This window comes from Novosphingobium sp., assembly GCF_036733805.1.
Taxonomy (GTDB): Bacteria; Pseudomonadota; Alphaproteobacteria; order Sphingomonadales; family Sphingomonadaceae; genus Novosphingobium.
The window spans coordinates 14,896-39,712 of the sequence record NZ_DAIMZT010000004.1 but is presented as its reverse complement, the minus strand read 5'-3'; the positions used below and the strand labels follow the sequence as shown (position 1 = coordinate 39,712).

Annotated in this window: 24 protein-coding genes; 13 read left to right on the top strand and 11 right to left on the bottom strand. The window is 61.7% G+C overall.

The genetic code is table 11. The annotated features are described in order from the left end of the window. Nucleotides 1–148 precede the first annotated feature (148 nt). From V7D69_RS02035 to V7D69_RS02000, 8 genes are all read left to right on the top strand, one after another. Entirely contained in the window at nt 149–907 is a 759-nt protein-coding gene (locus tag V7D69_RS02035) for a response regulator transcription factor (protein WP_324060959.1), read from the top strand. Further along, on the top strand, nt 900–2,489 hold the full coding sequence (locus V7D69_RS02030; protein WP_324060958.1) for a sensor histidine kinase: 1,590 nt from the start codon (nt 900–902) through the stop codon (nt 2,487–2,489). The genes V7D69_RS02035 and V7D69_RS02030 overlap by 8 nt, the downstream gene beginning before the upstream one ends. Further along, complete coding sequence (locus V7D69_RS02025) at nt 2,486–2,920, top strand: HPr kinase/phosphorylase (protein WP_324060957.1); 435 nt, start codon at nt 2,486–2,488, stop codon at nt 2,918–2,920. Before V7D69_RS02030 ends, V7D69_RS02025 begins: the two co-directional genes overlap by 4 nt. Before the next feature lie 47 nt (nt 2,921–2,967). Next, the gene (gene rapZ / locus V7D69_RS02020) at nt 2,968–3,912 is read left to right on the top strand and encodes an RNase adapter RapZ (RefSeq protein ID WP_324060989.1); all 945 of its coding nucleotides are present in this window, start codon (nt 2,968–2,970) and stop codon (nt 3,910–3,912) included. A gap of 48 nt (nt 3,913–3,960) precedes the next feature. Next, nucleotides 3,961–4,365, top strand: coding sequence for a PTS sugar transporter subunit IIA (locus V7D69_RS02015; RefSeq protein ID WP_324060956.1), 405 nt, complete (start codon nt 3,961–3,963; stop codon nt 4,363–4,365). Next, a complete protein-coding gene (locus V7D69_RS02010) occupies nt 4,362–4,640 on the top strand; it encodes an HPr family phosphocarrier protein (RefSeq protein ID WP_324060955.1) in 279 nt (92 codons plus the stop codon). The genes V7D69_RS02015 and V7D69_RS02010 overlap by 4 nt, the downstream gene beginning before the upstream one ends. A 17-nt stretch (nt 4,641–4,657) precedes the next feature. Then, nucleotides 4,658–5,467, top strand: coding sequence for a TrmH family RNA methyltransferase (locus V7D69_RS02005; protein ID WP_333604953.1), 810 nt, complete (start codon nt 4,658–4,660; stop codon nt 5,465–5,467). Nucleotides 5,468–5,556: 89 nt separating this feature from the next. Then, on the top strand, nt 5,557–5,940 hold the full coding sequence (locus V7D69_RS02000) for an META domain-containing protein (RefSeq protein ID WP_333604952.1): 384 nt from the start codon (nt 5,557–5,559) through the stop codon (nt 5,938–5,940). A 9-nt stretch (nt 5,941–5,949) separates the two neighbouring features. Here V7D69_RS02000 and rmuC read toward each other — a convergent pair whose 3' ends face one another. Beyond that, entirely contained in the window at nt 5,950–7,470 is a 1,521-nt protein-coding gene (rmuC, locus tag V7D69_RS01995) for a DNA recombination protein RmuC (RefSeq protein ID WP_324060952.1), read from the bottom strand. A 60-nt stretch (nt 7,471–7,530) separates the two neighbouring features. Continuing rightward, a complete protein-coding gene (gene def / locus V7D69_RS01990; RefSeq protein ID WP_324060951.1) occupies nt 7,531–8,100 on the bottom strand; it encodes a peptide deformylase in 570 nt (189 codons plus the stop codon). A 15-nt stretch (nt 8,101–8,115) separates the two neighbouring features. Here def and V7D69_RS01985 point away from each other — a divergent pair, with 15 nt between their 5' ends. Beyond that, nucleotides 8,116–9,789: an ArnT family glycosyltransferase gene (locus V7D69_RS01985; RefSeq protein WP_324060950.1), complete on the top strand. Its 1,674-nt coding sequence runs from the start codon at nt 8,116–8,118 to the stop codon at nt 9,787–9,789. Nucleotides 9,790–9,797: 8 nt separating this feature from the next. On the opposite strand, the gene V7D69_RS01980 is transcribed toward V7D69_RS01985, so the two are convergent. The 4 genes from V7D69_RS01980 to plsY form a co-directional block, all read right to left on the bottom strand. Then, nucleotides 9,798–9,977 carry a hypothetical protein gene (locus tag V7D69_RS01980; protein ID WP_324060949.1) on the bottom strand — a complete coding sequence of 60 codons (180 nt, stop codon included), beginning with the start codon at nt 9,975–9,977 and terminating at the stop codon, nt 9,798–9,800. After that, nucleotides 9,974–12,544, bottom strand: a complete 2,571-nt coding sequence (gene topA, locus V7D69_RS01975) for a type I DNA topoisomerase (protein WP_333604951.1) — start codon at nt 12,542–12,544, stop codon at nt 9,974–9,976. Before topA ends, V7D69_RS01980 begins: the two co-directional genes overlap by 4 nt. A gap of 72 nt (nt 12,545–12,616) precedes the next feature. After that, nucleotides 12,617–13,723 (bottom strand): DNA-processing protein DprA, encoded by a 1,107-nt coding sequence (dprA, locus tag V7D69_RS01970; RefSeq protein WP_333604950.1) that lies wholly within the window; start codon nt 13,721–13,723, stop codon nt 12,617–12,619. Further along, nucleotides 13,720–14,307 (bottom strand): glycerol-3-phosphate 1-O-acyltransferase PlsY, encoded by a 588-nt coding sequence (gene plsY, locus V7D69_RS01965; RefSeq protein WP_324062791.1) that lies wholly within the window; start codon nt 14,305–14,307, stop codon nt 13,720–13,722. Before plsY ends, dprA begins: the two co-directional genes overlap by 4 nt. Before the next feature lie 108 nt (nt 14,308–14,415). Between plsY and murI the strand changes: the two genes are divergently transcribed. Then, complete coding sequence (gene murI, locus V7D69_RS01960) at nt 14,416–15,258, top strand: glutamate racemase (RefSeq protein ID WP_333604949.1); 843 nt, start codon at nt 14,416–14,418, stop codon at nt 15,256–15,258. A 232-nt stretch (nt 15,259–15,490) separates the two neighbouring features. Further along, entirely contained in the window at nt 15,491–16,705 is a 1,215-nt protein-coding gene (gene hemA / locus V7D69_RS01955; protein WP_324063957.1) for a 5-aminolevulinate synthase, read from the top strand. Between the two features lie 35 nt (nt 16,706–16,740). Here the strand turns inward: hemA and V7D69_RS01950 are convergent, their stop codons facing one another. The 5 genes from V7D69_RS01950 to V7D69_RS01930 all read right to left on the bottom strand — a co-directional run bounded on the left by V7D69_RS01950 (nt 16,741) and on the right by V7D69_RS01930 (nt 22,758). Continuing rightward, on the bottom strand, nt 16,741–18,237 hold the full coding sequence (locus V7D69_RS01950; RefSeq protein WP_333604948.1) for a hypothetical protein: 1,497 nt from the start codon (nt 18,235–18,237) through the stop codon (nt 16,741–16,743). A 137-nt stretch (nt 18,238–18,374) separates the two neighbouring features. Further along, nucleotides 18,375–19,610, bottom strand: a complete 1,236-nt coding sequence (locus V7D69_RS01945; protein WP_324063993.1) for a type III PLP-dependent enzyme — start codon at nt 19,608–19,610, stop codon at nt 18,375–18,377. Between the two features lie 359 nt (nt 19,611–19,969). Further along, a complete protein-coding gene (locus tag V7D69_RS01940) occupies nt 19,970–21,172 on the bottom strand; it encodes a carboxynorspermidine decarboxylase (RefSeq protein ID WP_324063991.1) in 1,203 nt (400 codons plus the stop codon). 15 nt (nt 21,173–21,187) lie between these two features. Next, nucleotides 21,188–21,508: a DMT family protein gene (locus V7D69_RS01935; protein ID WP_333604947.1), complete on the bottom strand. Its 321-nt coding sequence runs from the start codon at nt 21,506–21,508 to the stop codon at nt 21,188–21,190. A 38-nt stretch (nt 21,509–21,546) separates the two neighbouring features. Next, complete coding sequence (locus tag V7D69_RS01930; RefSeq protein WP_333604946.1) at nt 21,547–22,758, bottom strand: saccharopine dehydrogenase family protein; 1,212 nt, start codon at nt 22,756–22,758, stop codon at nt 21,547–21,549. Nucleotides 22,759–22,935: 177 nt separating this feature from the next. Here V7D69_RS01930 and V7D69_RS01925 point away from each other — a divergent pair, with 177 nt between their 5' ends. Then, nucleotides 22,936–24,171: a DUF3419 family protein gene (locus V7D69_RS01925; RefSeq protein WP_324063988.1), complete on the top strand. Its 1,236-nt coding sequence runs from the start codon at nt 22,936–22,938 to the stop codon at nt 24,169–24,171. A gap of 38 nt (nt 24,172–24,209) precedes the next feature. After that, complete coding sequence (locus V7D69_RS01920) at nt 24,210–24,815, top strand: class I SAM-dependent methyltransferase (RefSeq protein ID WP_324063992.1); 606 nt, start codon at nt 24,210–24,212, stop codon at nt 24,813–24,815. The last annotated feature ends 2 nt before the right edge of the window (nt 24,816–24,817 follow it).

The window sequence follows — 24,817 nt, the reverse complement described above, 5'->3', positions numbered from 1 at the left end:
CCTTTTCGGTCAAATCAGCATCAATTGAAACTGCTCCGGGCGCAAACGTGAAAGATTTGGTCTCGATTTTGGAGCGATTGTCAGCCGCACGGGCAAGCGCTAGGCATCGTACGAGACGTTTCACCGCGAAGGGAAGGCCCGCTCGCTTATGGCTGATGCCCCGACGCCCGCCGCAGAGTCCGATCCGGTTGCCCCGCGCCAGCAGACCATCGCGCTGGTCGACGACGATCGCAATATCCTGACCACGGTTTCGATCGGCCTTCAGGCGGAAGCATTTGCCACGCGCGTCTATACCGATGGCGAGACCGCGCTCAAAGCACTCCTCGAAAACCCGCCCGACCTTGCCATCTTCGATATCAAGATGCCGCGCATGGACGGCCTTTCGCTGCTGAAGGCGCTACGCGAAAAATCAAGCCTGCCGGTCATCTTCCTGACCTCCAAGGACGAAGAGCCGGACGAGGCGCTTGGCCTGGCGCTGGGCGCCGATGACTACATCACCAAGCCATTCAGCCAGAGGTTGCTGGTGGCGCGCATCCGGGCAATCCTGCGGCGCAGCGAGTTGTCGCGTTCGGCACTGGAAGAAGTGGAGGCCGGGAACCTTCCCGATCCCGTGGTGCGCGGTCGCCTTCGACTTGATCCGGCCCGGCATCAGGTCACGTGGGACGGGAAACCTGTCTCGCTGACCGTCACCGAATTTCTTATCTTGGAAGCGATGGCGCTTCGCCCCGGCGTGGTCAAAAGCCGCAACCAATTGATGGACGCGGCTTATAGCGAAGACATCTATGTGGACGATCGCACGATCGACAGCCACATCAAGCGGCTGCGGCGCAAGTTCCGCGCGGTCGATCCTGATTTCAGCGCCATCGATACACTCTATGGCGCCGGCTATTCCTTCGCTGATGGCTGAAAAGAACCGGTCCACCAGGCGGAGCCTGCAGCATCAGGGCATTGCCTCCAGATTGGGATTGCCTTGGCGCGTTTCGCTCACGGTTCGCATCCTGGCGGTGAACGTGATCGCGCTGGCGCTTCTCGCCGGCAGCCTGTTCTACATCGACAGCTATCGCCGGGAACTGCTTGCCGAGCGTTATCGTCTCGCCCGTTCCGAAGCTGATATCACGGCCGCTGCCCTGGCAAGAGAGAGCGGCCGGCGGCGATTGGAGCTGATCGCGCGGATCGGCTCCGAGCAGGACCTGCGCCTGCGCCTGTTTGATCCCAGGGGGAAGCTTCTGGCGGACAGCTTCAAACTGGGCCGGCCGTCTTACACCTTGGTCGATCCCGCCAACGAGCCCTGGTATCAGGACGCGGCCCGCCTGCTCGATCGCGGCATGGATTTCCTCCTCGGCGCGCCCGAAATTCCACCTTATCACGATCCGGCGGACACTGGCGCCAAAGCGTGGCCGGAGCTGGCGGCGGCGCTGGCGCAGGGGCAGACGCTGGTCAGCCACAAGGCCGCGCCAGATCAGACGCCGGTGATTATCGCCGCCACGCCGGTAAGCAATGACGGGTCCGCGCTGCTTGTCACGCGCAACGCGCGCGATATCACTGAGAACGTGCGAATGGCGCGACAGACGCTGGCGATCATCGTTGGCGGTGCACTGGGCGTATCGATCCTGCTGTCACTGTTTCTCGCCCGTACGATCGTGGAACCGCTGCGCAAACTGGTGCGGGCGGCCGTGCGCGTACGCTTGGGGCGTGACCGCAGTGTTATCGTGCCACGCCTGCCTGATCGCCGTGACGAGATCGGCCTGCTGGCCCGCGCCATCTCCGACATGAGCGGTGCCTTGCGCCAAAGAATCGATGCCGTGGAAAGCTTTGCCGCTGATGTCGCGCATGAACTGAAAAATCCGCTCACCTCCTTGCGCAGCGCTCTTGAAAGCCTGGAGCGGGTGGATAAACCGGAACTACGCCGCCAGTTGATCGGCGTGGCCAAGGATGACGTGCGCCGGATCGACTTCCTTGTCACCGAAATCGCGGATGCCAGCCGCATCGACGCGCAACTCAGCCGCACGACGTTCGAACCGGTAGACATGTTTCGCCTCATTCAAGCCGTGGTGGCTGAACGCGCGCAGCGCGGCGTCAATGGCGATTGCCTCATTTCTCTGGTGCGGGAAGGCAATGATGGCCTTGTCGTGCCCGGAGATGCGGCGCGCCTCGAACGCGTGTTGCAGAATCTGCTCGACAACGCGGTGTCCTTTTCGCCTGCGGGAAACTCGATCGAGGTCACCATTTCGGGCTCCGGGGGCCGGGTGACAATCGCCGTTTCCGATCACGGGCCCGGCATACCCGAAAGCGCGCGCGAAAGGATTTTTGAACGCTTCCATTCGCTGCGCCCGTCCGGCGAGGAGTTCGGCAAGCATTCGGGCCTGGGCCTGGCGATTGCACACACCATTGTCGAGGCGCATTTCGGAAAGCTGATGGCGACAGATCGTACGGACGGAGCGCCCGGCGCACGGTTGGTCATGTCGTTACCGGCGTGGCAGAACGAATGACACGCATTCATCCGCCTTTTGCGCTGCAGGCCGGCTGCGTGGCGATCGGTGAGCGCGCGATCCTGATAGATGGGCCGCCGGGGACCGGAAAATCAAGCCTTGCGCTTGGCCTCATTGATCGTGGAGCGTATCTGATCGGCGACGATAGCGTGATGTTGGCGACTGCCGAGAATTATTTGATCGCCACTCCACATCCCCGGACCCGCGGTCTGCTGGAAGTGCGCAATCTTGGTCTGTTGCCGTTCCCTTGCAGAGAGGAGGCGCCGGTTGCTCTTGTCGTTACCATGGACGCCGCTGCGCCTCGCTACATCGAAAGACCCGAAATGGTGACGATCGGTGGCATCATGCTACCGCGCGTGAGAATCTGGCCGGAGGATGGGTCAGCCATCAAGGCCGAGTTGGCCCTTCGCCACTACGGCTTGCATTTCTGACATCGCCCCTTTCCTTTCGGTTCGACCGCGCGCAAACATCGCGGGTGATTCGGGACGAGTCAGAAGACGAAGGAAACGGTTCGGACAAGCAGCGCGTGCTGCTTGTCACCGGCATGCTGGGCGCAGGCAAGACTACAGTTTTGCGCGTGCTGGAAGATCTCGGGTGGGAGATCGTCGACAATTTCCCGATCCGCCTGCTCGACGGTTTGATCGAAAGCACGCCTGAAACCGGCCATGACGGGCGCACGCCGCTGGCGATCGGCTTCGATTCCCGCACGCGCGGCTTCAACCCGCAACGAATCATTGCTCAAGTCAAGGCCCTGGAAGGGCGCGGCAATATCGAGCTGACCACCCTGTTCCTGGACTGTTCAAGCAAGGAACTGGAACGTCGTTACAATGAAACCCGCCGCCGCCACGCCCTTGCCTCCGACGCGCCTGTTTCCACGGGAGTCCGCGCCGAGCGCGAGGTGCTGGCCCCACTGCGGCGGTGGGCGGACCTGCTGATCGACACGACGGAGTTCAGCGCCAACGATCTGCAGCGCGTGATTCGCGAGCAGTTCGCCTCCGGGGCGCCGGAGGAACTGACCATTACCGTTTCCAGCTTCGGCTTTTCGCGCGGGATGCCGCCGGTTGCCGATCTGGTTTTCGACATGCGCTTTCTGGAAAATCCCCATTGGAACCCCGATTTGCGCCCGCTGACCGGCATGGACCAGGCCGTGGGCGATCATATCCGGAAGGACCCTGCGTACGCGGAAGCATTCACGCGGATTCGCGACCTGCTTTTCCTGTTGCTTCCGCGCTATCGGGCACAAGGCAAGGCTTACGTGCACATCGCTTTCGGGTGTACCGGGGGTAGACACCGATCGGTTTTCACTGCCGAACAAATCGCGGCAGCCTTGCGCGAGGCGGGTTTTTCGCCCACATTGTTGCACCGCAACCTGGGCTCACGGGCGGCCGACCTTCTTGAAGGGGGTCTGCGCCGTGAAAAATGAACGCAAATCCCAGGTGCAATTGCAGGAATCTCGGAGCGCTCCGCCAACATGATCGGCATGATCCTGGTTACCCACGGCAATCTTGCCGAGGAATTCGTCCATGCGATGGAGCATGTCGTCGGTGACCAGGCCGACGTCGAAACCGTCTGCATCGGCCCCAATGACGACATGGAGCGTCGTCGTGGCGAAATTGCCGATGCCATTGGCAAGGTCGACAGCGGATCCGGCGTCATCATCCTGACGGACCTGTTCGGCGGCACGCCTTCGAACCTGGCCATATCGCTGATGCAGGCCGGCAAGGTGGAAGTCATCGCCGGGATCAACCTGCCCATGCTGATCCGCCTTGCGAAGGCGCGCGAATGCATGTCTGTTCGCGAAGCCGCTGTGGCGGCGCGTGACGCGGGCCGTAATTACATAACCATAGCAAGCGAATACCTGGGGCAGGATGCATGATCGATTGCCGTGAATCGGTGCTCATCGTCAACAAACGTGGACTTCATGCAAGAGCGAGTGCCAAGTTCGTCAACCACGTGGCCGACCTTCCGCAGAGCGTCGCCGTGATCGTGACGAAAGATGGAACCTCTGCATCAGGGGGGTCCATTCTGGGGCTGATGATGTTGGGCGCGGCCAAGGGCGACACCATCGAGATCAGTTGCTCCGGCGATGGAGCCGAGGCTGCATTGACCGCGCTTGCTACGCTGGTCAAAGGCGGCTTCGGCGAAGAATAGCGGCGCGGAAAAACACTTTGGCTATACGCCGCACCATAACCGGCTTTTCCAATCCGCTCGTCAAGTTCCTGCGTTCTTTGCGGGACAAGAAGCACCGCCGACGGGAAAAGCGCTTTCTTGCCGAAGGGCTGCGCCTGCTTACTGACGCGCGCGAATGCGGCAAGGTGCCCGAAATCCTGGTCATGGCAACGGGGCGCGAACCGCATCCGCTGCTGGACGCGATGGAGCACGCGGTCGAACGGGCGGGCGGCGACGTGGTCGAGATGGATCTGGAGCTTCTCGCCAAAGTCACCGGCAAGGATAATCCGCAGACCGTCGCCGGCGTGTTCGCAGAATTCGACACCAGCCTTTCCGCGATCGACCGCTCTAGGGCACCGATCTGGCTAGTCGCGCAGGCGCTGCGCGATCCGGGCAATCTGGGCACGATGTTGCGCACCGGTGACGCCGTGGGCGCCGGGGGCCTGATCCTGCTGGATGACTGCGTCGATCCGTTCTCTGTTGAAGCCGTCCGCGCCAGCATGGGCGCGATCTTCACGCAGCAACTCGCAACGGCGCGGTGGGAGGATTTCATCACCTGGCTGCGGGCCGGTAAAGGCCAGCTCGTGGCCGCTTCCTTGCGTGATTCCACAGATTACCGCGGCGCGCCTTATGCAGCGCCCTGCTTCCTGATGGTGGGCAATGAATCGCAGGGCCTGCCCGCCGCTTATGAAGATGCCTGCGACTTGAGGGTGACAATCCCCATGCTCGGCCGTGCCGACAGCCTCAACGCCGCCGTCGCGGGCGCAGTGCTGGCCTATGAGGCATTGGCGCATTTTCGGCGACACTAAGCGTTCCATTCATCAGTTTCTCATGTGTCCGATGGCACTATCGGGAGGCTATGCAGCGACTCGTTTTTCTCCTTGCCATACCGGCGCTCATGGCCGGATGCTCTGAAAGAGGAGACCGCTCCCACCTCGCCGAAACCAGCTGGCGGTTCGAACGCATCGATGGAGAGCGGCCAGCCTCGACGGATGCCCATCTTACTTTTGACGATGGCAGGATCGGTGTGAATGTCGGCTGCAACCGGCTGGGTGGCCCCTGGCGCGTGGATGCAGACAACCGCCTTTATGCCGGGCCTCTGGCTCAGACGGAAATGGCTTGCCCCGATCCCGCATGGAATCAGGGGAATGCCGTCAATGCGCTGCTGGTCGCCACGCCTCGCATGAATGTCGAAGGCGATCGGATGATCCTGCAGTCAAGCGGCCACACCGCCGAACTCGTGCGTATCGAAAACGCGAAAGAGGGCCGTCAGGGCGACTGATCGTTCCGCTTACTCCGCGGCTTCGGATGCTTCCGGCTCGGACGAATCGCCGATCAAGACCGCAACGTCCGCATAACGCGGCGCAGCCTCTACCAGCGGGACCTCGTCAGCGATTTCCCGCTTCCCGATCTTGATGTGCTTTTCCGCAAGGCGGCGCGCGCGGCTAAGGACATTGCCTTCATAAGTTCGCGCGAAGTCGTTGAAACTGTTCACCGCGCGCCCAAGATGCACGCCCACTTTGCCGAGATCGTCCTGCGTCTTGGCAAGGCTGTCGTAAAGATCACTGCCCAGCTTGCCGATCTCGCGCGCTTCTCTTGCCAGCCCTTCTTGCTGCCAGACCTGGGCGATCGTGCGCGCGATGGCGACAAGGTTGGTCGGGCTGGCCAGCAGCACCCGCCGTTCGAAGGCGAAGTCCCACAGGCGGGAATCATGATCGAGTGCAGCCGCGATGAAATGCTCGCCCGGCACGAACATGATGACGTAATCGGGCGCATTGGGGAACTGGCTCTGATAGCTCTTGGCGCCGAGCGTCTGAATATGGTTGCGCATCGAGGCCGCGTGCTGATCCAGAAAGGCGGTCCGCGCGGCCTCGTCATCAGCCTCGAAGGCGTCCTGATAGGCGTTCAGCGATACCTTGGCATCGATCACCAACTGCTTGTTGCCGGGAATCCGAACAATGGCGTCGGGCCGCAGCCAGCCGTCCTCGGTCGAGATAGACTGCTCCGTTTCGAAGTCGGTATGTTCAGTCAAGCCGCATTGCTCAAGGACGTTCCTGAGTTGCTGCTCGCCCCAACGCCCCCGCGCCTTCGGCGCATTTCGCAGGGAATTGCCCAGGCGGGCCGCTTCCGCCCTCACTTGTTCCTGACCGACCCGAAGCGCTTCTATCTGACCGGTCAACTGCCCGAAGGCATCGACCCGCTGCTTTTCGAGTTGAGCAACTTGCGCTTCGTAACTCTTCAGCCTTTCCCCCACGGGAGCGAGCAGCGAACCGATACGCTCGGCATTGGTTTTTTCGCTTTCTTCGAAACGTGCGCCGGCGCGACGCAGAAATGCCTCCTGCGCGGTCTCCAGCACCTTGGCACCGGCGTTTTCAAACTCCTTGCGAAGCGCCTCCTGCGCCTCGATCAACAAGCGTTTCTGTTCTTCGAAATTGGCCGATTTCTCACGCAGCGTCGCCAATTCCTCAGTCAACGCGCGTTTCTCGTCCTGGTGTGCCTGAGAGGTGGCGGTCAACTCGGCGCGCAGGCGTTCAGCCGAGGCCGCGCTATCACTCCGTAGCCGATCCATGGCCTCGCCGTGTTCCATGCGCAAACGCTCCAACGCCTCTTCCAGAGCATCTGCGCGGCTGGCGCGTTCGCGAGCGGCCTGGAGATCCGCGAAGGTCCTCAGGTACTGGGCATCGATCTCTCGCGCCTCGCGCTCCCGCACGCCTGCCTGTTCACGCCATTGGGCGGCTGGACGAGATCCGAAGAACCAGCCCACCGCCAAACCGATGAGCAACGCGAGGATTGTGGCGACAGCAATTTCCATTCCGGCAACTTATGCGGAACGTATAGGGAACGCCAGCCCTGTAGGAAACTTATCCCCGGCTCACGCTGCCTTGCGCAGCTTTTCCAGCTTCTTCAGCGCCATCTGACGCTTCAGGCGCGAGAGATGATCGATGAACAGGATGCCTTCGAGATGATCCATCTCGTGCTGGAGGCAGGTGGCCAGCAGACCCTCCATCTCCTCCTCGTGAACATTGCCGTCCAGGTCATGCCAACGTGCGCGGATGCGGGCGGGACGCTCCACTTCGGCATAGATCTCGGGAACCGAAAGACAGCCTTCCGAATAGACCGAAAACTCGTCAGAAGGATCGAGTATCTCCGGATTGATGAAAACCCGCGGCTCTTTCTTGGTGGGCTGATGCGTGTGATGATGCCCGCCGTGCGCCGTGCACACTTCCGGCTCCGCATCGGGATCGTCAGGCTGAAGATCAATCACCAGGACGCGCAACGGAACGCCCACCTGAATGGCGGCAAGCCCAATGCCGGGCGCCTCGTACATCGTCTCGAACATGTCCTCCACCAGCGTCTTCAGCTCGGCGTCGAACTGCTCAACAGGCCGGGACACCTCCTTGAGGCGAGGATCGGGAACTTCAAGAATTTCGCGGATAGCCATGCGGCCCAGATAATCATGACGCCGCCCGCATGCAAGCGGCTGGAGAACGGCTGGAGCGCCATATCGGTATGGACATCCCGCAAGTTCGCCGTCACAACGCCTCGACCTGGCGGCACAAGACCTAAGCCCGCAAAACCCACCACCTCGGCGCGAAGCGCCATCTCGTTTCTGTCCTTCGGCGCGCGCGATATGACATACCCTTTACACGCGGATTTACCGCAGGCACGAACGAAGCTGACCTTCGGCCCCCTCGCTTCATTTCTGCTCCTCCTGTCCATTGCCATCGCCACGCGCGCGCCACTTTACGGCGACCCGCTGATTCACGTGGACGAGACCTTCTACAATCTCGTGGGCGAACGGATGCTGTCCGGCGCCTTGCCTTTCGTCGACATATGGGATCGCAAGCCCATCGGATTGTTCCTGATCTATGCGCTGTCGCATCTGATCGGTGGTCACGGCGTGTTGGCCTATCAGCTGATAGCGACGGTGAGCGTGGCGCTGACAGGGTGGGTCATCGCGATGACCGCCCGCCGCATCGCCGATCCCCTAGGGGCATTCTTCGCCGGCTGCGTCTATATCTTTGCGCTCGCGCTGTTTCGGTGCAGCGGCGGGCAGAGTCCAGTGTTCTACAATCTGCCGATGGTGGTCGCGGCCAGCATGATCCTGGCCCTTCTCACCGAGCCTGCGCCGCGCCGCCTGATGCGAAGGGGAAGTCTCGCCATGCTGCTGGTCGGCCTGGCGCTGCAGATCAAATATTCCGTCGTCTTCGAAGGGGTCGGCTTCGGGTTGGCGCTGGTCTGGCTGATGCTGCGACGCGCGGGCTGGCTTCTTACGCTGCCGGCGGCTCTCGCATGGATCGCTTGCGCCTTGTTGCCCACCGCTCTGGCGCTCGGCTGGTACTGGCATCTGGGTTACCAGCAGCAATTCATCTGGGCGAACTTTCTTTCGATCTTCGCGCGCAATACCGGGGCGGCGCTGTCGTTCGACCGGATTACCGACCTGCTTACCGACTTCGGCCGAATGCTGCCGTTCTGGGGCACGTTGATCGTGCTTCATCGCCGCCGCCGCAGAGACGGCGCGGAACGCGACCCGGCTCTGCGCTGGCTGGCTGCGTGGAGCGTCGTCGCCACGGGTGGATTCCTGGTGTTCGGAACTTACTACGATCATTATACCGCCGCCCTGCTGCCGCCCTTCTCAATCCTGATCGCCCCGATGCTCGGCACCGATCCGGCCCGGCGGCTGGTGACGCAACTGGTCTGCGCATTCGTTGTTATCGGCGGCGGTGCAATCCTGATCGCCAATCGCATCCACTTTGGCGGCCCTTCCGACCTCGAAGCGGTTGCTGCGCAGATCCGACCTCAACTCAAGGGGCGATGCCTCTATATTTTTGAAGGCAATGCCGCGCTCTATTCAGCCACCGATGCTTGCCTGATCTCTCGCTTCGGGTTGCCCCAGCACATCTCAGGCGCGACCGATAGCGTAGCCATTGATGTCGATGCGCGGGACGAACTGCGCACGATACTGGCGCGTCGGCCCGGCGTGATCGTCACCGGCGAAAAGCCCGTCAGCCCGCGCCCCAACTGGTCAGTGCGGCCGATCATGGCGGCGGCGCTCGCGCGCGATTACGAGCTGTACGCCCATGTTCACCTCGGTTCGCTGAAGCTGAGGCTCTACCGCCTGCGCGATTGAGCAGCCCCCTACCTCAGCTTGGTAATCACCATGCCGTGCTGGCGCGCGGCTTCCTTGGTCGATTCCTCGGTGCGGTTAAGAGCCTTCGCGATTTCCTTCAGGCCCTTCCCCTTGGCGGCGAGGACTTGGAGTTTCTGCAGTTCATCCGGTTTCCACGGCTGCTTGTGTTTGGCGATCTTCTCGCTCATTCGGCCGCTTCCTTGGCCTTGGCTTTCTTTGCCGGGGCCTTTTTGGCCGCGGGTTTCTTTGCCGGGGCCTTTTTCGGGGCTGCTTTTTTCGGAGCAGCCTTCCTCTTGCCTTTCGCAGGGCCTTTCGCCGCCTTGGCATCAATCAGCGCAGCGGCTTGTTCGGCGGTGAGCTCCTCCGGCTTCTGGTCGCGCGGAAGGGTGGCATTAGTGCTGCCGTCCGTCACGTAAGGACCGAAGCGACCGGCCATCACCTTCATTTCGCCGCCGCTGGTGGGATGCGCGCCCAGCACCTTGATCGGCTCGGCCTTGGCGCGCCCACCGCCCCCTCGATTGGCGGCATCGGCCAGCAGTGCGACCGCCGCGTTCATTCCGGTGTCGAACACCTCGGCGGTCGAGCGCAGCCGGGCATATTTGCCGTCATGCGCCAGATACGGGCCATAGCGGCCGATGCTGGCCGTGATGTCGTTACCCGTCTCGGGATGCGGACCAACCGTGCGCGGCAAGCTCAACAGCTTGATCGCCCATTCCAGCGTAAGTTCGTCGATGTCTTTCGGGATTGACGCGCGCTTGGCCTCCTTCCCCTCGCCAAGCTGGATGTAGGGTCCGAAGCGACCGGCGCGGCGCACAATCTCCAGGCCGGTTTCAGGATCCTGGCCCAGCCCCTCATCCTCGCCGCCGCCCTCGGCCTCGCCGCCCGGCTGCGCAAACTTGCGCGTATATTTGCACTCGGGATAGTTGGAACAAGCTACGAAAGCGCCGTAACGCCCGCCGCGCAACGAAAGGCGGCCCTCGCCGCATTTCGGGCAGAGACGCGGATCGCTGCCGTCGGTCTTGGGCGGGAAAAGATAATCGGACAGGAACGCGTCAAGCGCCTCGGTCACTTCCGAAGGCTTCTTCTCCATCACCTCGTCGCTCTTGGGCTTGAAATCGCGCCAGAACGCCTCAAGCAGCGCCTTCCATTCCTGCCGGCCGCCGGACACGTCGTCCAGTTCCTCTTCCATCTCGGCAGTGAAGTCATAAGCGACGTAGCGTTCGAAAAAGCGTTCCAGAAACGATGTGAGAAGACGTCCAGATTCTTCTGCAAAGAAACGATTTTTCTCAGTCCGCACATAAGCACGGTCCTTGAGCACCTGGATTGTCGCCGCATATGTGGAGGGGCGGCCGATGCCCAATTCCTCCAACCGCTTGACGAGGCTTGCTTCCGAATAGCGCGGCGGCGGCTGCGTGAAATGCTGTTCGGCGGTGACGCCCTTTTTGGCGGGCATGTCGCCGGCCTTCATGAAGGGCAGCAGCCCGGAATCCTCATCGTCCGACTTATGGTCCTGACCTTCCTCGTAAACCGCGAGAAAACCGGGGAACTTCACTACCTGCCCGGTCGCGCGCAATTCGTTGCGGCCGGTTCCGTCGCGCAACGTCACGGTGGTGCGCTCCAACGCGGCAGACGCCATCTGGCTCGCCATCGCACGCTTAAAGATCAGGTCATAAAGTCTGGCTTCGTCGCCGGAGCCGAAGCGATCCCTGCCGAAGTCGGTGGGGCGAATGGCTTCGTGCGCTTCCTGCGCGTTCTTGGCCTTGGTTTCGTAATGGCGCGGTTTTTCCGGCAGGTAATGTCCCGAGAAACGCTCCGAGATCGCGGTGCGACAAGCAGAGATTGCGCTGGGGTCCATCTGCACCCCATCAGTGCGCATGTACGTGATCGCCCCCGCCTCATAGAGTGTCTGAGCTACCCGCATCGTCTGACTGGCCGAGAAACCAAGCTTACGCGCGGCCTCCTGCTGCAGGGTCGAGGTGGTGAAGGGCGGCTGCGGATTGCGGCGATGCGGTTTGGTCTCGACAGCCTCGACCTTGAAGGCGCCGGCTTCGACCGCTGCCTTGGCGCGCATCGCCGCGCCTTCGTTTCCTAGGCTCAGGCGATCGAGCTTCTCGCCTTCGAACGTTACCAGCCGGGCGGTGAACTCCGTGCCGTCATGCGCCAAGAGCGCCGCTACCGACCAATATTCCTGCGGACGGAACGCCTCAACCTCGCGCTCCCGATCAACGATCAGGCGCAGCGCCACTGACTGCACCCGCCCCGCCGACTTTGCTCCCGGCAGCTTGCGCCAGAGCACAGGCGAAAGGGTAAAGCCGAACAAGTAATCCAGCGCGCGACGCGCCAGGTAAGCATCGATCAGGTCCTGATCCAGCTCGCGCGGGGCCTGCATCGCCTTGGTGACGGTGTCCTTGGTGATCGCGTTGAAAGTCACGCGCTGCACGTCCTTTGGCAGCGCGCGGCGCTTGGCCAGCAATTCGCGCACGTGCCACGAAATCGCCTCGCCTTCCCGGTCCGGGTCAGTGGCAAGGATCAGGCGATCGGCATCCTTGGCCGCGTCGGCGATGGCGCGTATCTGCTTCTGCTTGTCGCCATAAAGCTCCCAGTCCATGGCAAAGCCTTCGTCCGGCCGCACCGAGCCGTCCTTCGGCGGCAGATCGCGCACATGCCCATAGCTGGCCAGGACCTTGTAATCCTTGCCCAGATACTTCTCGATAGTCTTGGCCTTCGCTGGCGATTCCACGATGACGAGTTGCATGGTCTTCCTGAAGTTCCTTCGCGCGCACGCGCATACATACACGTGTAGGGTGGGAAACGATGGCCAGGCACGTCAAGAGGCGAGCGACACTCGCCCCCCGGCGTGGCGAACCAATCGGCCGACGATTTCCAGTTCCAGCAAGGAAAGCTGCACCGCCGCAGCGCTGGCCCCCGACTGACGGATCAACTCGTCCACGGCCACCGGTGCGGTCGTCAACAGATCGATCACTTCGGCAGGCTCGTCACTCAGCGGCTCGGCGGCTACCCAGGCTGGGGCGGTATCCCGGAAGGCGGAACGCGGCGTTCCGTCGAAGCCGGTGAGAAGTTCGATCACGTCCTGCGGCGATTGCGCCAGGATCGCTCCATCGCGGATCAGCTGGTTACATCCGTGCGAGCGCGCATCGAGCGGGGAGCCGGGTATCGCCATTACTTCGCGCCCCATTTCGCCTGCGAGACGCGCCGTAATCAGCGATCCCGATTTCGGCGCGGCCTCCACCACCACCGTGCCCGCTGCAAGGCCGGCGATAATGCGGTTGCGGGCGGGGAAATGGCGCGCCAACGGCTCGGTGCCGGGCGGTTGTTCAGCCAGCAGCAGCGCTTCTTCGGCAATCCGTTCTTGCAGGGCGGCGTGCTCGGGCGGATAAGCGATGTCGATCCCGCTGGCGATTACCCCGACCGTAGAGCCGCCGCCTGCCAGGGCCCCTTCATGCGCCGCGCCATCAATCCCGCGCGCCAAGCCCGATACGACGGTGAAGCCCGCCTCAGCCAGTCCGTGTGCAAAGTCGCGCGCCAGCTTGACGGCGGCGGCGGAGGCATTGCGCGCGCCGACAACGGCGACACATGGGCGCAGGGCAAACGCCGGATCGCCCCGCATTGTCAGGATCGGCGGCGCAGCCTCGATTTCCGCTAGCGACGGCGGGTAATCAGGCGAATCGTGGAACAGGTAACGCGCGCCGGACTTTCGCACCGCGGCGATTTCTTCGTGAATCCGCCGTTCCGGTGCAGCCTGATACGGTTTTCCGGCCCGCCCTGCGAGATCGGGCAACGCCTCCAACACGACGCGAGCATCCCCGAAGCGCGCAAGCAACTGGGCATAAGTGACCGGGCCGACATGGGGAGAGCGCAGCAACCGAATGCGGGCAAATGCCTCGTCCTGCGACAGCCCGGTCATGCCGCTCATACCTGCCTGCCGCTCCCGATTCTCGGCTCGGTGCCGGCGCGAAGGCGGGCTATGTTCTCGCGATGCTGAAACAGCACCAGGGCGGCAATCGCCGCCAGCACCAATGCCGCGTCATGATGTCCGAATGCCAGTGCGGCAAGCGGCGCGATCACTGCGGCGCTCATCCCCGCGATCGAGGATATCCGCACCGTCAACAACAAACTAATCCAAGCGACTGCGTAAGTAAGCCCCACTGGCCACGCTAGACCGAACGCAATGCCCGCCGTGGTCGCCACGCCCTTGCCGCCTTTGAAGCTCAGCCAAACGGGAAAGCAGTGCCCTACGAAAGCCCCCAGCCCGGCAAGCCCGGTCCATTCCGGCCACAGATGGGCCGCGATGAGCACGGCAGCCAAACCCTTGCAGAGATCGAGCAGAAGCGTTGCGGCCGCCAGTCCCTTATGCCCGGTGCGCAGGACGTTGGTGGCGCCGATGTTTCCCGAGCCGATGCTTCGCAAGTCTCCCGCTCCGGCCAAACGGGTTATGATAAGCCCGAACGGCACAGAACCGAGCGCGTAACCGAGCATTAGGGCAAGAATCCAATTCATGATCGTGCCTTAGCGGCTTGTCGCGCGCGAAAGAAGTCAACTTGGCGGATTGTGCGTTGGTCTTTCGCGTCATGGCGGTTAACAGGTTGCGAGGTTCAGGGACTGACGATGGCATCCGATACGTTTTCCACGCCGCAAGCCGCCTCGGCGGCCGGGATCGATCCGGCTGCGCCGATCCTGCTGTTCGATTCAGGCGTCGGCGGACTGACGGTGCTGGCCGAAGTGCGCACACTGCTTCCCGACGCGCCGATCATTTATGCCGCCGACAACGCGGGCCTGCCTTACGGCACGAAGACGGAGGCGCAGATCGCGGCGCGCGTGGCCGGATTGCTGGGTCGCATGACGGAGCGTTTCCGGCCGCGCCTCGTCTGCATCGCTTGCAATACCGCCTCCACGATCGCGCTCGGCATGGTGCGCGAAGTGCTGGAGGTGCCGATCGTCGGCACGGTTCCTGCAATCAAGCCGGCAGCGGCCCTCACCAAGACCGGCGTGATCGGCCTCCTCGGCACGGAAGCGACTATCCGCCAAGCCTATGTCGACCGGCTGGAACACGAATTTGCGGCTGACAGGATACTGTTGCGCCATGGAGCGCCGGGCCTTGTCGAAGCGGCTGAGGCCAAGCTGAGCGGAGAAGTCGTGGATTTCGCCGCCATCGCGGGCGCCGTGGACACTCTGCGCATCATGCCGCACGGCGAACGGATCGATACCGTTGTGCTGGCGTGCACGCATTTTCCGTTGCTGGAAGAGGAATTGTCCCGCGCGTTCGGCCCTGGCGTGCGCTTCGTGCATGGCGCCGCCGGTATTGCACGGCAGATTGCTCGTCTTACATCGGGACAGGAATGGTCTCGATTGCAGCCCGACAGGGCGCTTTTCACACAGCACGCGCCTGTCGCACGGGGCAATCGCGAAATGCTCGCGCGGTATGGGTTGGATGACGTCGGCATGCTTTAATGGGAATGAAACTCGCCATATCGTTGACTGCGATCAATGCCCTGCGACCGACCGCGCCCGATAGTAGGGCATGAGCCTTCGTTTCGTAGCCGAGCAGTAACGGCCGGAAAGGTTTTTCCGATTAGTCTCTGCGAGACAATCGGCTGGCCACGGATGAAGCGATCATGTAATGGCGCCGGACATGGATTTTCCGGCCAACCGGGTAGAACAAGGCAAGCAGGATCAGGGCCTCGTGAATTACGAACACATTTTCGATCAGGCGATAGAGCGTCTTCATTCGGAAGGCCGTTACCGCGTATTCATCGATATCCTGCGCAACAAGGGCGCTTATCCGAACGCGCGTTGCTTCGCCGGTCATAATGGTCCCAAGCCGATCACCGTATGGTGTTCCAACGATTACCTTGCCATGGGCCAGCATCCCAAGGTGATCGAAGCGATGGAAGCGGCGCTGCATGATGTCGGCGCCGGGTCTGGCGGCACTCGCAACATTGGCGGCAATACGCACTATCACATTGAGCTTGAAAGCGAACTGGCCGATCTGCACGGCAAGGAAGGCGCGCTGTTGTTCACGTCGGGCTACGTCTCGAACGACGCCACCTTGTCCACGCTCGCCAAGTTACTGCCGGGCTGCGTGATCTTCTCCGACGAACTCAATCACGCCTCGATGATCGCGGGTATCCGCAACTCGGGCTGCGAAAAGAAGGTGTTCCGCCATAACGATGTTGAGCATCTGGAACAGCTTCTTGCCGAAACTGACCCGGCGCTGCCCAAGCTGATCGCCTTCGAGAGCGTTTATTCGATGGACGGAGACGTCGCTCCGATTCACGCGATCTGCGACCTGGCGGACAAGTACAACGCGCTCACTTACATTGACGAAGTTCACGCCGTGGGCATGTACGGCCCGCGCGGCGGCGGCATTACCGACCGGGACGAAGCCGCCCATCGGATCAACATTATCGAAGGCACCCTTGGCAAGGCTTTCGGCGTTATGGGCGGCTATATCGCCGCCGATCAGAAAGTGATCGATTGCATCCGCAGCTACGCCCCCGGTTTCATCTTCACGACTTCGCTGTCTCCAGTGCTGGTCGCGGGGGTGCTCGCCTCGGTGCGTCACCTCAAGAGTTCGAGCGAGGAGCGTGAGGGCCAGCAGCGCTCCGCCGCGATGCTTAAGCAGATGTTCCGCGACGCCGGCCTTCCGGTCATGGACTCGACCACGCATATCGTGCCGCTGATGGTCGGTGACCCGGTCAAGGCCAAGAAGATCAGCGACATCCTGCTGGCCGAGTATGGCGCTTATGTGCAGCCCATCAATTTCCCGACCGTGCCGCGCGGCACTGAACGACTGCGTTTCACGCCTGGCCCGGCCCATTCCGACGAAATGATGCGGGATCTCACCAGCGCTCTAGTGGAAATCTGGGAACGCCTGGAAATAAAGCTGGCAGCCTGAACGGGTGCAACACTGATAGAGAGCGCCCCTTTCTCTTATCGAGCTGTCAATAAAGTATCATCGCCGACAGTGCGCGCGACCCGGTAGCCAGGAACTACCGGCAGAGCGGCTGGCGCGGCACCGGAAACCCAGATCGCATCGAAATGGTCGCCCCTCATTGCGAGCAGCTTTTGCGTAAGCAACGCGCGGTCGGCCTGGTGGTTCGGACAAGTCGGGCGAACATCCTGCGAACCATCATGCCAACGCGCGGCAAGGCCGGGATCCCGGATTTTCATTAGCACGGCATTGTCAACGATGAAGAGCGTATTGACGAAAGCATCGCGCCGAACCACCGCATAGCTGCCCAGCTTTTCATCCGGCACCAACCGCCAAGGAAAGCCGCACTGCGGCGCAATCCAGACATACCCCACTTTTGCCCCTCGCGGCACTGCATCAAGCACGGTCAGGCGTTCTTCAAGTACGTGCCCGTGGCTTATCCAGGCACGTGCCACCGTGCCGACCCGTACAAGAAAGAGGACCATGCCGATCAGGCACAACCTGTGTTCACGATCGGGCCGTCGTGCCGGTCCGATCGCGAGGACGAGCACTGCAAGCGCGAGCGGAGCCGTACGCAGGTCGGTGCCCCAGGCGTTGAGGATCGTGGTGGGCGCAGCAAGCGTGGCTAATGTCAGCAGGGCGCCGCTGATGAGCAGACGCGGTTCACATCGCCGTCCCCCCGCCCAGGCAAACGCGAGCACACTTGCAGCAAAGACTGCGCCCAGCAGCGCCAGATCGATCCACTTGTCGGTCCCGCGCAACACGCTGGCAAAAACGACCAGTTTGGTGTTGAGAAAATCGACGTAGGAAAATCCCGCCCCCGGCCCTGTCGCCCGCGACCGCCAGAGCAGCAGCGGCGCCAGCGGGAACAACAATGTCCAGTTGCGCCGGACCGCAGGCCATACGTCACGCGCGGAACGCAGGCCGCCAAGTTCGTTCCCGGCGGCAAGGATCAACAGGATAACCCAACTCGCCATGTGCGCGGTCCAAACAGCAAGCGCAAACAGGCCGAGCATCACCTGCTCACCCCAAGCATTGCGCGGCTTCGCGTAAATCCAGGCAGCTACCAGGAGCGCAAGTGCAGCGCCCAAGCAGTAATTGAGGAAACCCCACATCCATGCCTGATGCATCGCAAAAGGCAAAGCGATGTAAGCGGTTGCGCTAACCCGCCCATGGACCGCGCGCGACAGCGCGAACATGCCGACCACCATAAGCGGAGCCAAGAGCACGCTAACAAGAACGGTCGCTCTCTCGCTTCCCAGCGCAGGCGTCAACAGAACGGAGGGAAGGTCCACGCCGAGATTGGCAATCCATTGCCAATGCACGACAAACCAATGTGACAGCAGCGCATCATGGCCGATGTTCGCCAGCACGTGATGGCGGGCCATGTGCGAAGGCATGTCGACAAATCCAGGCACAGGCGCCAGCAACACTGGCGCGAAAGCCAGTATGAACGCTGCCGCCATCAGCCCGCATTTGCGCATCGTCGCTGTCATCGGAGCCTCCTCACCTGTGCGCTGAATCTAGCGCAACAGCGGTTAACATCCGATCAGTCAGTTGGCCTTGGGGCTTATTGCCCAACGAAAGAACGACTGCGGCAGGCGATCTCTGTGCAGCCGTTCCATGATTTCGTTCAACGCAAGGAGACGACGTTGTCGGAGACCCGGGGATCCTTGCGGCCGGTGTAGAGGCTCGCCATCGGCTCGTCAGTAACGGTCACGGCCTGGCTTGCGCCGAAGCCGTTGAAGGCGGTGCGCATAGCCGCACCGTATGCGCCCAGCATGCCGATCTCGATCCAGTCGCCCGGCTTGATCCCGGCCGGCAGCATGAACGGACCCTCCATGAAATCGGCATCATCGCACGTCGGGCCGTAGAACGAGAAGCCCTGCACTTCGCTGCTGACGGTTCCGCCGAGTGCAGCATTATCATTGCTGCTCTCGCGCGCGACATGCCGCACCGGAAAGCGCCATGCGATATGCGCTGCATCATAAAGCGCGCCATAAGCGCCGTCATTGATATAGAGTTCAGCGCCCCGCCGCTTTTCGACCTTCACCAGCAACGAGTTGTATTCGGCTGACAGCGCACGGCCGGGTTCGCACCACAGCTCAGCGTTGTAAGCAATCGGCAGAGCCTCGAAGTGGCGATGGATCACCGCGAAGTAATCCTCCAATGGCGGCGGTTCCATGCCCGGATAGCTCGACGGAAAGCCCCCGCCGACGTCGATCATGTCGATGACGACACCCGCATCGGCAATTGCCGCGCGCGCCCGCTCCAGCGCCTGCACATAAGCGAACGGCGTCATCGCCTGCGAGCCGACATGAAAGCATACGCCCAGCCAGTCAGCCACCTGGCGTGTAACTTGCAGCAGCGGACCGGCATCCGCAAGATCGACGCCGAACTTGCTGGCCAGGCTCAATTCCGAATATTCGGAAGAAACGCGAAGGCGCACGCAGAGGCGCAGATCAGTGGCGTATGCGCCGTCAGGCCCGGCGGTGGCGGCGAGAATCTTTTCCAGTTCCTCGCGTGTGTCGAGGCTGAAGGTACGCACGCCATGCTGGAAATATGCCTCGCGGATCGCGCTGGCCGTCTTCACCGGATGCATGAAGCACAGGACCGCCTCTGGCAGCACCCCGCGCACCATGCGCACCTCTGCGATCGAGGCCACATCGTAATGCGAGATGCCGTTGTCCCACAGGATGCGGACCAGGTCCGGCGACGGATTCGCTTTCACCGCATAAAGCGCCTTGCCCGGAAACTTCGTGGCGAAGAAACGGGCCGCGCGCGCCGCGGCGTGCGAACGGTTCAGGATAACGGGTTCGTCGGGCGCCAGGGCGCGCGCTACAGCCGATGCGTCTTGATACTGGTGCAACTCAAGGGACCCCCAATAGGCCAAAGGCCAAGACAACACAGAGACGAAGCTGCCTTGCGGTTTGGAAGTCCCCATGGGGCAGCGGAAGGGCGATATAGGACAGGCGTTCTGAATCGCAAGCGAAAAACGGCAACCTTCACAAAAGCGTCACAAAGAGGGTGCGTTTAACACCGGATTTTATAAATTTCCTTTTTATATCATTATGTTGTATTTCTAAACTTCAGCCCCATCGATGACGCCAAAAATGCGGGTGATCCCGCTCCAACGTGCTGCCGCGGAATTGGTTGAAACGACTCGCCGTCCCGCGGGATCGACCGGGGCCGGGATCGGATGGATCGAACCGTCATCCGTTCGCGCGATCAACTCAGCCGATTGCGAAAGTCCTCGTAATCGAACCTGCGGACGCACTCGAGCGAGTCGGTTTCGGAGTCCCATAACCAGATCGAAGGAAGCGGCACTCCATTGAAAGTCGTCGTCTTCACCATCGAATAGTGCGCCTGGTCGAGAAAGGCGAAGCGCAGACCCGGTTCTATCGGCACGGGAAAGCGATAGTCCCCGATCACGTCGCCCGCCAGACAGGACGGCCCGCCAAGGCGCACCGCTCCGCCCTGCCCCTCGTCAAGCAGCTCTTCCTCGTCCAGCGGCAATTCGTTCAGCATGGCCGGACGATAGGGAGCCTCGATCACGTCGGGCATGTGGCAGGTGGCCGAAATATCCACCACCGCGACCGGCATGCCGTTGAAACCAAGGTCCAGCACCGTGCCGACGAGAATGCCGGCGTCGAGCGCCACCGCCTCGCCGGGCTCGATATAGACCTCAGCCTCAGTGTCCTCCGCAACGTCGCGCAAAAATTCGATCAGCTCTTCCCGCTGGTAATCGGCGCGCGTGATATGATGCCCGCCACCGAGGTTGATCCACTTGAATTGCCCGAAATACGGTTCGAGATAATCGAACACCTTGTCCCAGGTGCGCTGCAGCGGCAGAAAGTCCTGCTCGCACAAGTTGTGAAAATGGATTCCATCGATCATTGCCACATGCTCATCGGTGAGCTGATCGATCGGAAAGCCCAGGCGCGAATGCGGCGCCGAAGGATCGTACTTCGGCACCTCCCCCTCCGGCTGAAGCGGATTGACCCGCAACCCGATGTCGAAATCCTCCCCTCGCGCGCGCGCCGCCTCAATGAGGGGCCAGAAACGTTCGATCTGGCGCGGCGAATTGAAGATCACATGGTCGGAAAGACGCAAGATCTCGGGCAGATCCTCGGCCTTATAGGCGGCGCAGTACGTTGCGATCTCCCCGTCGTAGAACTCGCCGGCGAGCCGAGCCTCCCACAGGCCCGAGGTGCACACGCCATCAAGGTATTCTCCGACAATCGGCGCGGTCGACCACATCGAAAACGCCTTGAGCGCCGAAAGCACTTTGGCGCCCGAACGTTCGCCCACGTCCTGCAGAATACGCAGGTTGTGGCGCAGCCTCGCGGCGTCGATCACGAATGCGGGGCTGTCCACGCGGGTTAGATCGAAATGAGCGAAAGCGCCCGGATCGCCGGCTCTGGTCTCCATGCTTCCCATCCTACCTCAGCCGAGCGGCCCTTTGAAAATAAACCAGGCTCCCGCCCCGACGAGGCTGAAACCGACTACCTCGTTCCAACCCGGCTTCTGTCCGAACAGCGCCCAGGCGACCAGCACAAAGCTCAACAGCGACATGAATTCCTGAATGACCTTGAGCTGTTCAAGCGAATAAACCCTCGCGCCGATCCGGTTAGCCGGCACGGCGATGCCGTATTCGAAAAAGGCGATGCCCCAGCTCAACAACACAACGAGCCATAGCGCCTTGCCCGGTACTTTCAGGTGCCAGTACCAAGCGGTGTTCATCAACAGGTTGGAGCCGGCGAGCATGGCCACCGGCGCCAGAAAGGCCCAGTTCAAGCGCGCGCTCAGAACGGCAACGGGGCAGGAAGTTCCTCGTAAGTCCATGGCAGCCCCTGGGTATTGAGCATTTCCATGAAGGGATCGGGATCGAACTGCTCCATGTTGAACACGCCCTCGCCTGCCCAGGCGCCGGTGAGCATCATCGCCGCGCCGATCATTGCCGGAACGCCGGTGGTATAGCTTACCGCCTGATTGCCGGTTTCGGCGTAAGCATCCTCGTGATCGCAGATGTTCTTGACGTAGAACGTCTTCTCGCCCGAGCCGTCGAGAGCCTCACCGGTGGCGATATCGCCGATATTGGTCTTTCCCTTGGTCGTCGGCCCAAGAGAGGCGGGTTCAGGCAGAACGGCCTTGAGAAACTGCAGGGGGATGATCTCCACGCCGTTGTACGTCACCGGGTCGATACGGGTCATGCCCACGTTCTGCAGCACGGTCAGATGCTGGATATAAGCGTCGCCGAAAGTCATCCAGAAACGGCCCCGTTCCATTTCGGGGACGAACCTGGCAAGGCTTTCCAGTTCCTCGTGATACATGAGATACATGTTCTTGGGGCCGACGCCCTCGAAATCGAAGCTTTGCCTCGTGCTCATCGCAGGAGTCTCGACGAACGTGCCGTTCTCCCAATGGCGGGCGGGCGCGGTCACTTCGCGAATGTTGATCTCCGGGTTGAAATTTGTCGCAAAGTGCTGACCGTGATCTCCACCATTGCAATCAAGAATGTCGAGCGTGCGAATGGTCTTGAGCTTATGCTTTTTGAGCCACATCGCAAAGACGCTGGTCACGCCCGGATCGAAGCCCGAGCCGAGCAGGGCCATCAGACCCGCGTCCTTGAACTTGTCCTGATAGGCCCACTGCCACTTATATTCGAACTTGGCCACGTCGCGCGGCTCATAATTGGCGGTGTCGAGATAGTTCACGTCGGTCGCCAGGCAAGCGTCCATGATCGCGAGGTCCTGATAAGGAAGCGCGAGGTTGACGACCAGTTTCGGCTCGATCGAACGGATCAGCTCGGCGGTTGCGTCAACGTCGTCGGCATCGATCGCATAAGTGCTGATCGAAACGCCGGTGCGCTGCTTCACTGAGTCGGCAATCGCCTCGCACTTGGAAACCGTACGGCTGGCGAGGTGAATGTCGCTGAAGATCTGCGGATTCATAGCCATCTTGTGGACTGCGACCGAACCGACGCCGCCCGCGCCGATCACCAGAACCTTGCTCACCAATCCGTCTCCTTCGGGAGGCCAAAGACAAAGTGGCGCATATAGGCTGCCTGTGTGACAACTCAACCGGCGTGCAGCATCTGTGGAATGTCATAAACTGCCATCGCAGCGTCATCACCCGGTCATGGCGGGGAAGCAATGGCGTGGGCCTGTTCAAACAGGCTGGAATCCCCGCATATGTCAGGAACTGCCTCGCGCACCGCGTCCGGCGCCAAGCTTATCGAAAACGCCGTCGTCCGCCACGAAACGACACGCGGCGCCCGCTTGCTGGACAGGGCCTTCGCGCTTGCCTTCAAGGGCCTGGTCTATGCACAGATCTGGGAAGACCCGGTTGCCGACATGGCCGCGCTGAAAATCGGGCCGCAAAGCCGGATCATCACGATCGCAAGCGGCGGCTGCAACGCCCTGTCCTATCTGACCGCCGATCCGGCGGCGATCACGGTTGTCGACCTCAACACCGCGCATATCGCGCTGAACAAGCTCAAGCATGCGGCGATCCGGCATCTCACCGACTATGCCGACTTGCACCGCTTCATCGCCGAAGCCGATCATCCGAACAATCTGGCCACTTATCACGACCGCCTTGCCCCTCATCTCGATGAAGCGACGCGACGCTATTGGGAAGGCCGCGATCTCGTGGGCCGTCGCCGCATCAAGGCGTTCACCAAGGGGATCTACAAGCATGGCCTGCTTGGTAACTTCATCGGCTTCGCGCATAAAGTGGCGCGCCTCTACAGGATCGATCCCCGCGAGATCCTTGGCGCAGGATCACTGGAAGACCAGCGCCGCGTTTTCGACGAGCGCTTCGCCCCGATCTTCGAACGTAAGCTGGTGCGCTGGCTGACCAATCACCCCGCTTCCCTGTTCGGCCTTGGCATCCCGCCCGCCCAGTATGACGCGCTCGCTGGGGAACGGCGCATGGCCGACGTGCTGCGGGCAAGACTGGAAAAGCTGGCCTGCCATTTTCCGGTCAATGACAACTATTTCGCCTGGCAAGCCTTCGGAAGGGGCTATGGCAAAAGCAAGGAAGCGCCCTTGCCTCCTTATCTGCAACCAGACAACCTCCCGATGGTGCGCGAACGACTGGACCGCATCGACTTGCGCCATGCCAACTTTACGCACGTGCTGGCCGCAAGCGCTGCCGCATCGTTCGATCGCTACATCCTGCTCGATGCGCAGGACTGGATGACTGACGAGCAGCTTACCGAGCTGTGGACGCAGATCACTCGCACCGCGCGGCCGGGCGCCCGAGTGCTGTTCCGGACCGCGGCCGAACCATCCCTGCTCCCCGGTCGTGTACCAGACGCAATCTTAGAGGAATGGGAATATCGCATCGAGGAATCGCAAGCCGCCACGCTGGCCGATCGTTCCTCGATTTATGGCGGCGTTCATCTCTACGTGCTGAAGGACTGACGGTGGCGAGCATTCCCACGCCCGATCACGCGGCGCTGATGGACCGCGTCTATCGCGGTCAACGGCATATCTATGACCTTACGCGCAAGTATTATCTGTTCGGCCGTGACCGATTGATTCGGCGGCTGGATTGCCTGCCCGGCATGACCGTGCTGGAACTTGGTTGCGGAACCGGGCGCAACCTCCAATTGATAGCCAGCGCGTGGCCAGGCGTGCGTTGCCATGGCCTCGACATCTCCTCCGAAATGCTCAAGAACGCGCGCAAGCGACTGGGAACGGATGTGCGCCTGGCGCTGGGCGATGCCACCAATTTCGACGCAGGAGCATTGTTCGGGCAAGGGAGCTTTGACCGGGTGGTGCTATCCTATGCGCTCTCAATGATCCCCGATTGGCAGGCCGCCCTTGCCCGCGCGGCCGCCGCCCTATCCCCTGGCGGCTCGCTTCACCTCGTGGATTTCGGCGATTGCCGGGGCATGCCGACACTTTTGCGCCGCCTGCTCCACGGCTGGCTGGCGCACTTCCATGTCTCGCCCCGGCCCGACCTGCCTGAAGTGGCGGAACATCTGGCGCAAGCTCACGGCCTTCGCGTCCAAGTGTCGCGCGGTCCGCTCGGCTATTATCAGATGGTAGAGCTATCGCGTTGATG

Excerpts from the sequence above, each read along its gene's own strand:
- V7D69_RS01935 (WP_333604947.1), bottom strand. The coding sequence starts at position 21,508 with ATGCTCGCCGGCTCCAACCTGTTGATGAACACCGCTTGGTACTGGCAC.
- def (WP_324060951.1), bottom strand. The coding sequence starts at position 8,100 with ATGGCTATCCGCGAAATTCTTGAAGTTCCCGATCCTCGCCTCAAGGAG.
- plsY (WP_324062791.1), bottom strand. The coding sequence starts at position 14,307 with ATGAATTGGATTCTTGCCCTAATGCTCGGTTACGCGCTCGGTTCTGTG.
- V7D69_RS01980 (WP_324060949.1), bottom strand. The coding sequence starts at position 9,977 with ATGAGCGAGAAGATCGCCAAACACAAGCAGCCGTGGAAACCGGATGAA.
- V7D69_RS02035 (WP_324060959.1), top strand. The coding sequence starts at position 149 with ATGGCTGATGCCCCGACGCCCGCCGCAGAGTCCGATCCGGTTGCCCCG.
- V7D69_RS02030 (WP_324060958.1), top strand. The coding sequence starts at position 900 with ATGGCTGAAAAGAACCGGTCCACCAGGCGGAGCCTGCAGCATCAGGGC.
- V7D69_RS02015 (WP_324060956.1), top strand. The coding sequence starts at position 3,961 with ATGATCGGCATGATCCTGGTTACCCACGGCAATCTTGCCGAGGAATTC.
- V7D69_RS01940 (WP_324063991.1), bottom strand. The coding sequence starts at position 21,172 with ATGGAGACCAGAGCCGGCGATCCGGGCGCTTTCGCTCATTTCGATCTA.
- topA (WP_333604951.1), bottom strand. The coding sequence starts at position 12,544 with ATGCAACTCGTCATCGTGGAATCGCCAGCGAAGGCCAAGACTATCGAG.
- murI (WP_333604949.1), top strand. The coding sequence starts at position 14,416 with ATGGCATCCGATACGTTTTCCACGCCGCAAGCCGCCTCGGCGGCCGGG.
- V7D69_RS01985 (WP_324060950.1), top strand. The coding sequence starts at position 8,116 with ATGACGCCGCCCGCATGCAAGCGGCTGGAGAACGGCTGGAGCGCCATA.
- V7D69_RS01925 (WP_324063988.1), top strand. The coding sequence starts at position 22,936 with ATGTCAGGAACTGCCTCGCGCACCGCGTCCGGCGCCAAGCTTATCGAA.
- V7D69_RS02025 (WP_324060957.1), top strand. The coding sequence starts at position 2,486 with ATGACACGCATTCATCCGCCTTTTGCGCTGCAGGCCGGCTGCGTGGCG.
- V7D69_RS01920 (WP_324063992.1), top strand. The coding sequence starts at position 24,210 with ATGGACCGCGTCTATCGCGGTCAACGGCATATCTATGACCTTACGCGC.
- V7D69_RS02000 (WP_333604952.1), top strand. The coding sequence starts at position 5,557 with ATGGCCGGATGCTCTGAAAGAGGAGACCGCTCCCACCTCGCCGAAACC.
- V7D69_RS02010 (WP_324060955.1), top strand. The coding sequence starts at position 4,362 with ATGATCGATTGCCGTGAATCGGTGCTCATCGTCAACAAACGTGGACTT.
- dprA (WP_333604950.1), bottom strand. The coding sequence starts at position 13,723 with ATGAGCGGCATGACCGGGCTGTCGCAGGACGAGGCATTTGCCCGCATT.
- rmuC (WP_324060952.1), bottom strand. The coding sequence starts at position 7,470 with ATGGAAATTGCTGTCGCCACAATCCTCGCGTTGCTCATCGGTTTGGCG.
- V7D69_RS01950 (WP_333604948.1), bottom strand. The coding sequence starts at position 18,237 with ATGACAGCGACGATGCGCAAATGCGGGCTGATGGCGGCAGCGTTCATA.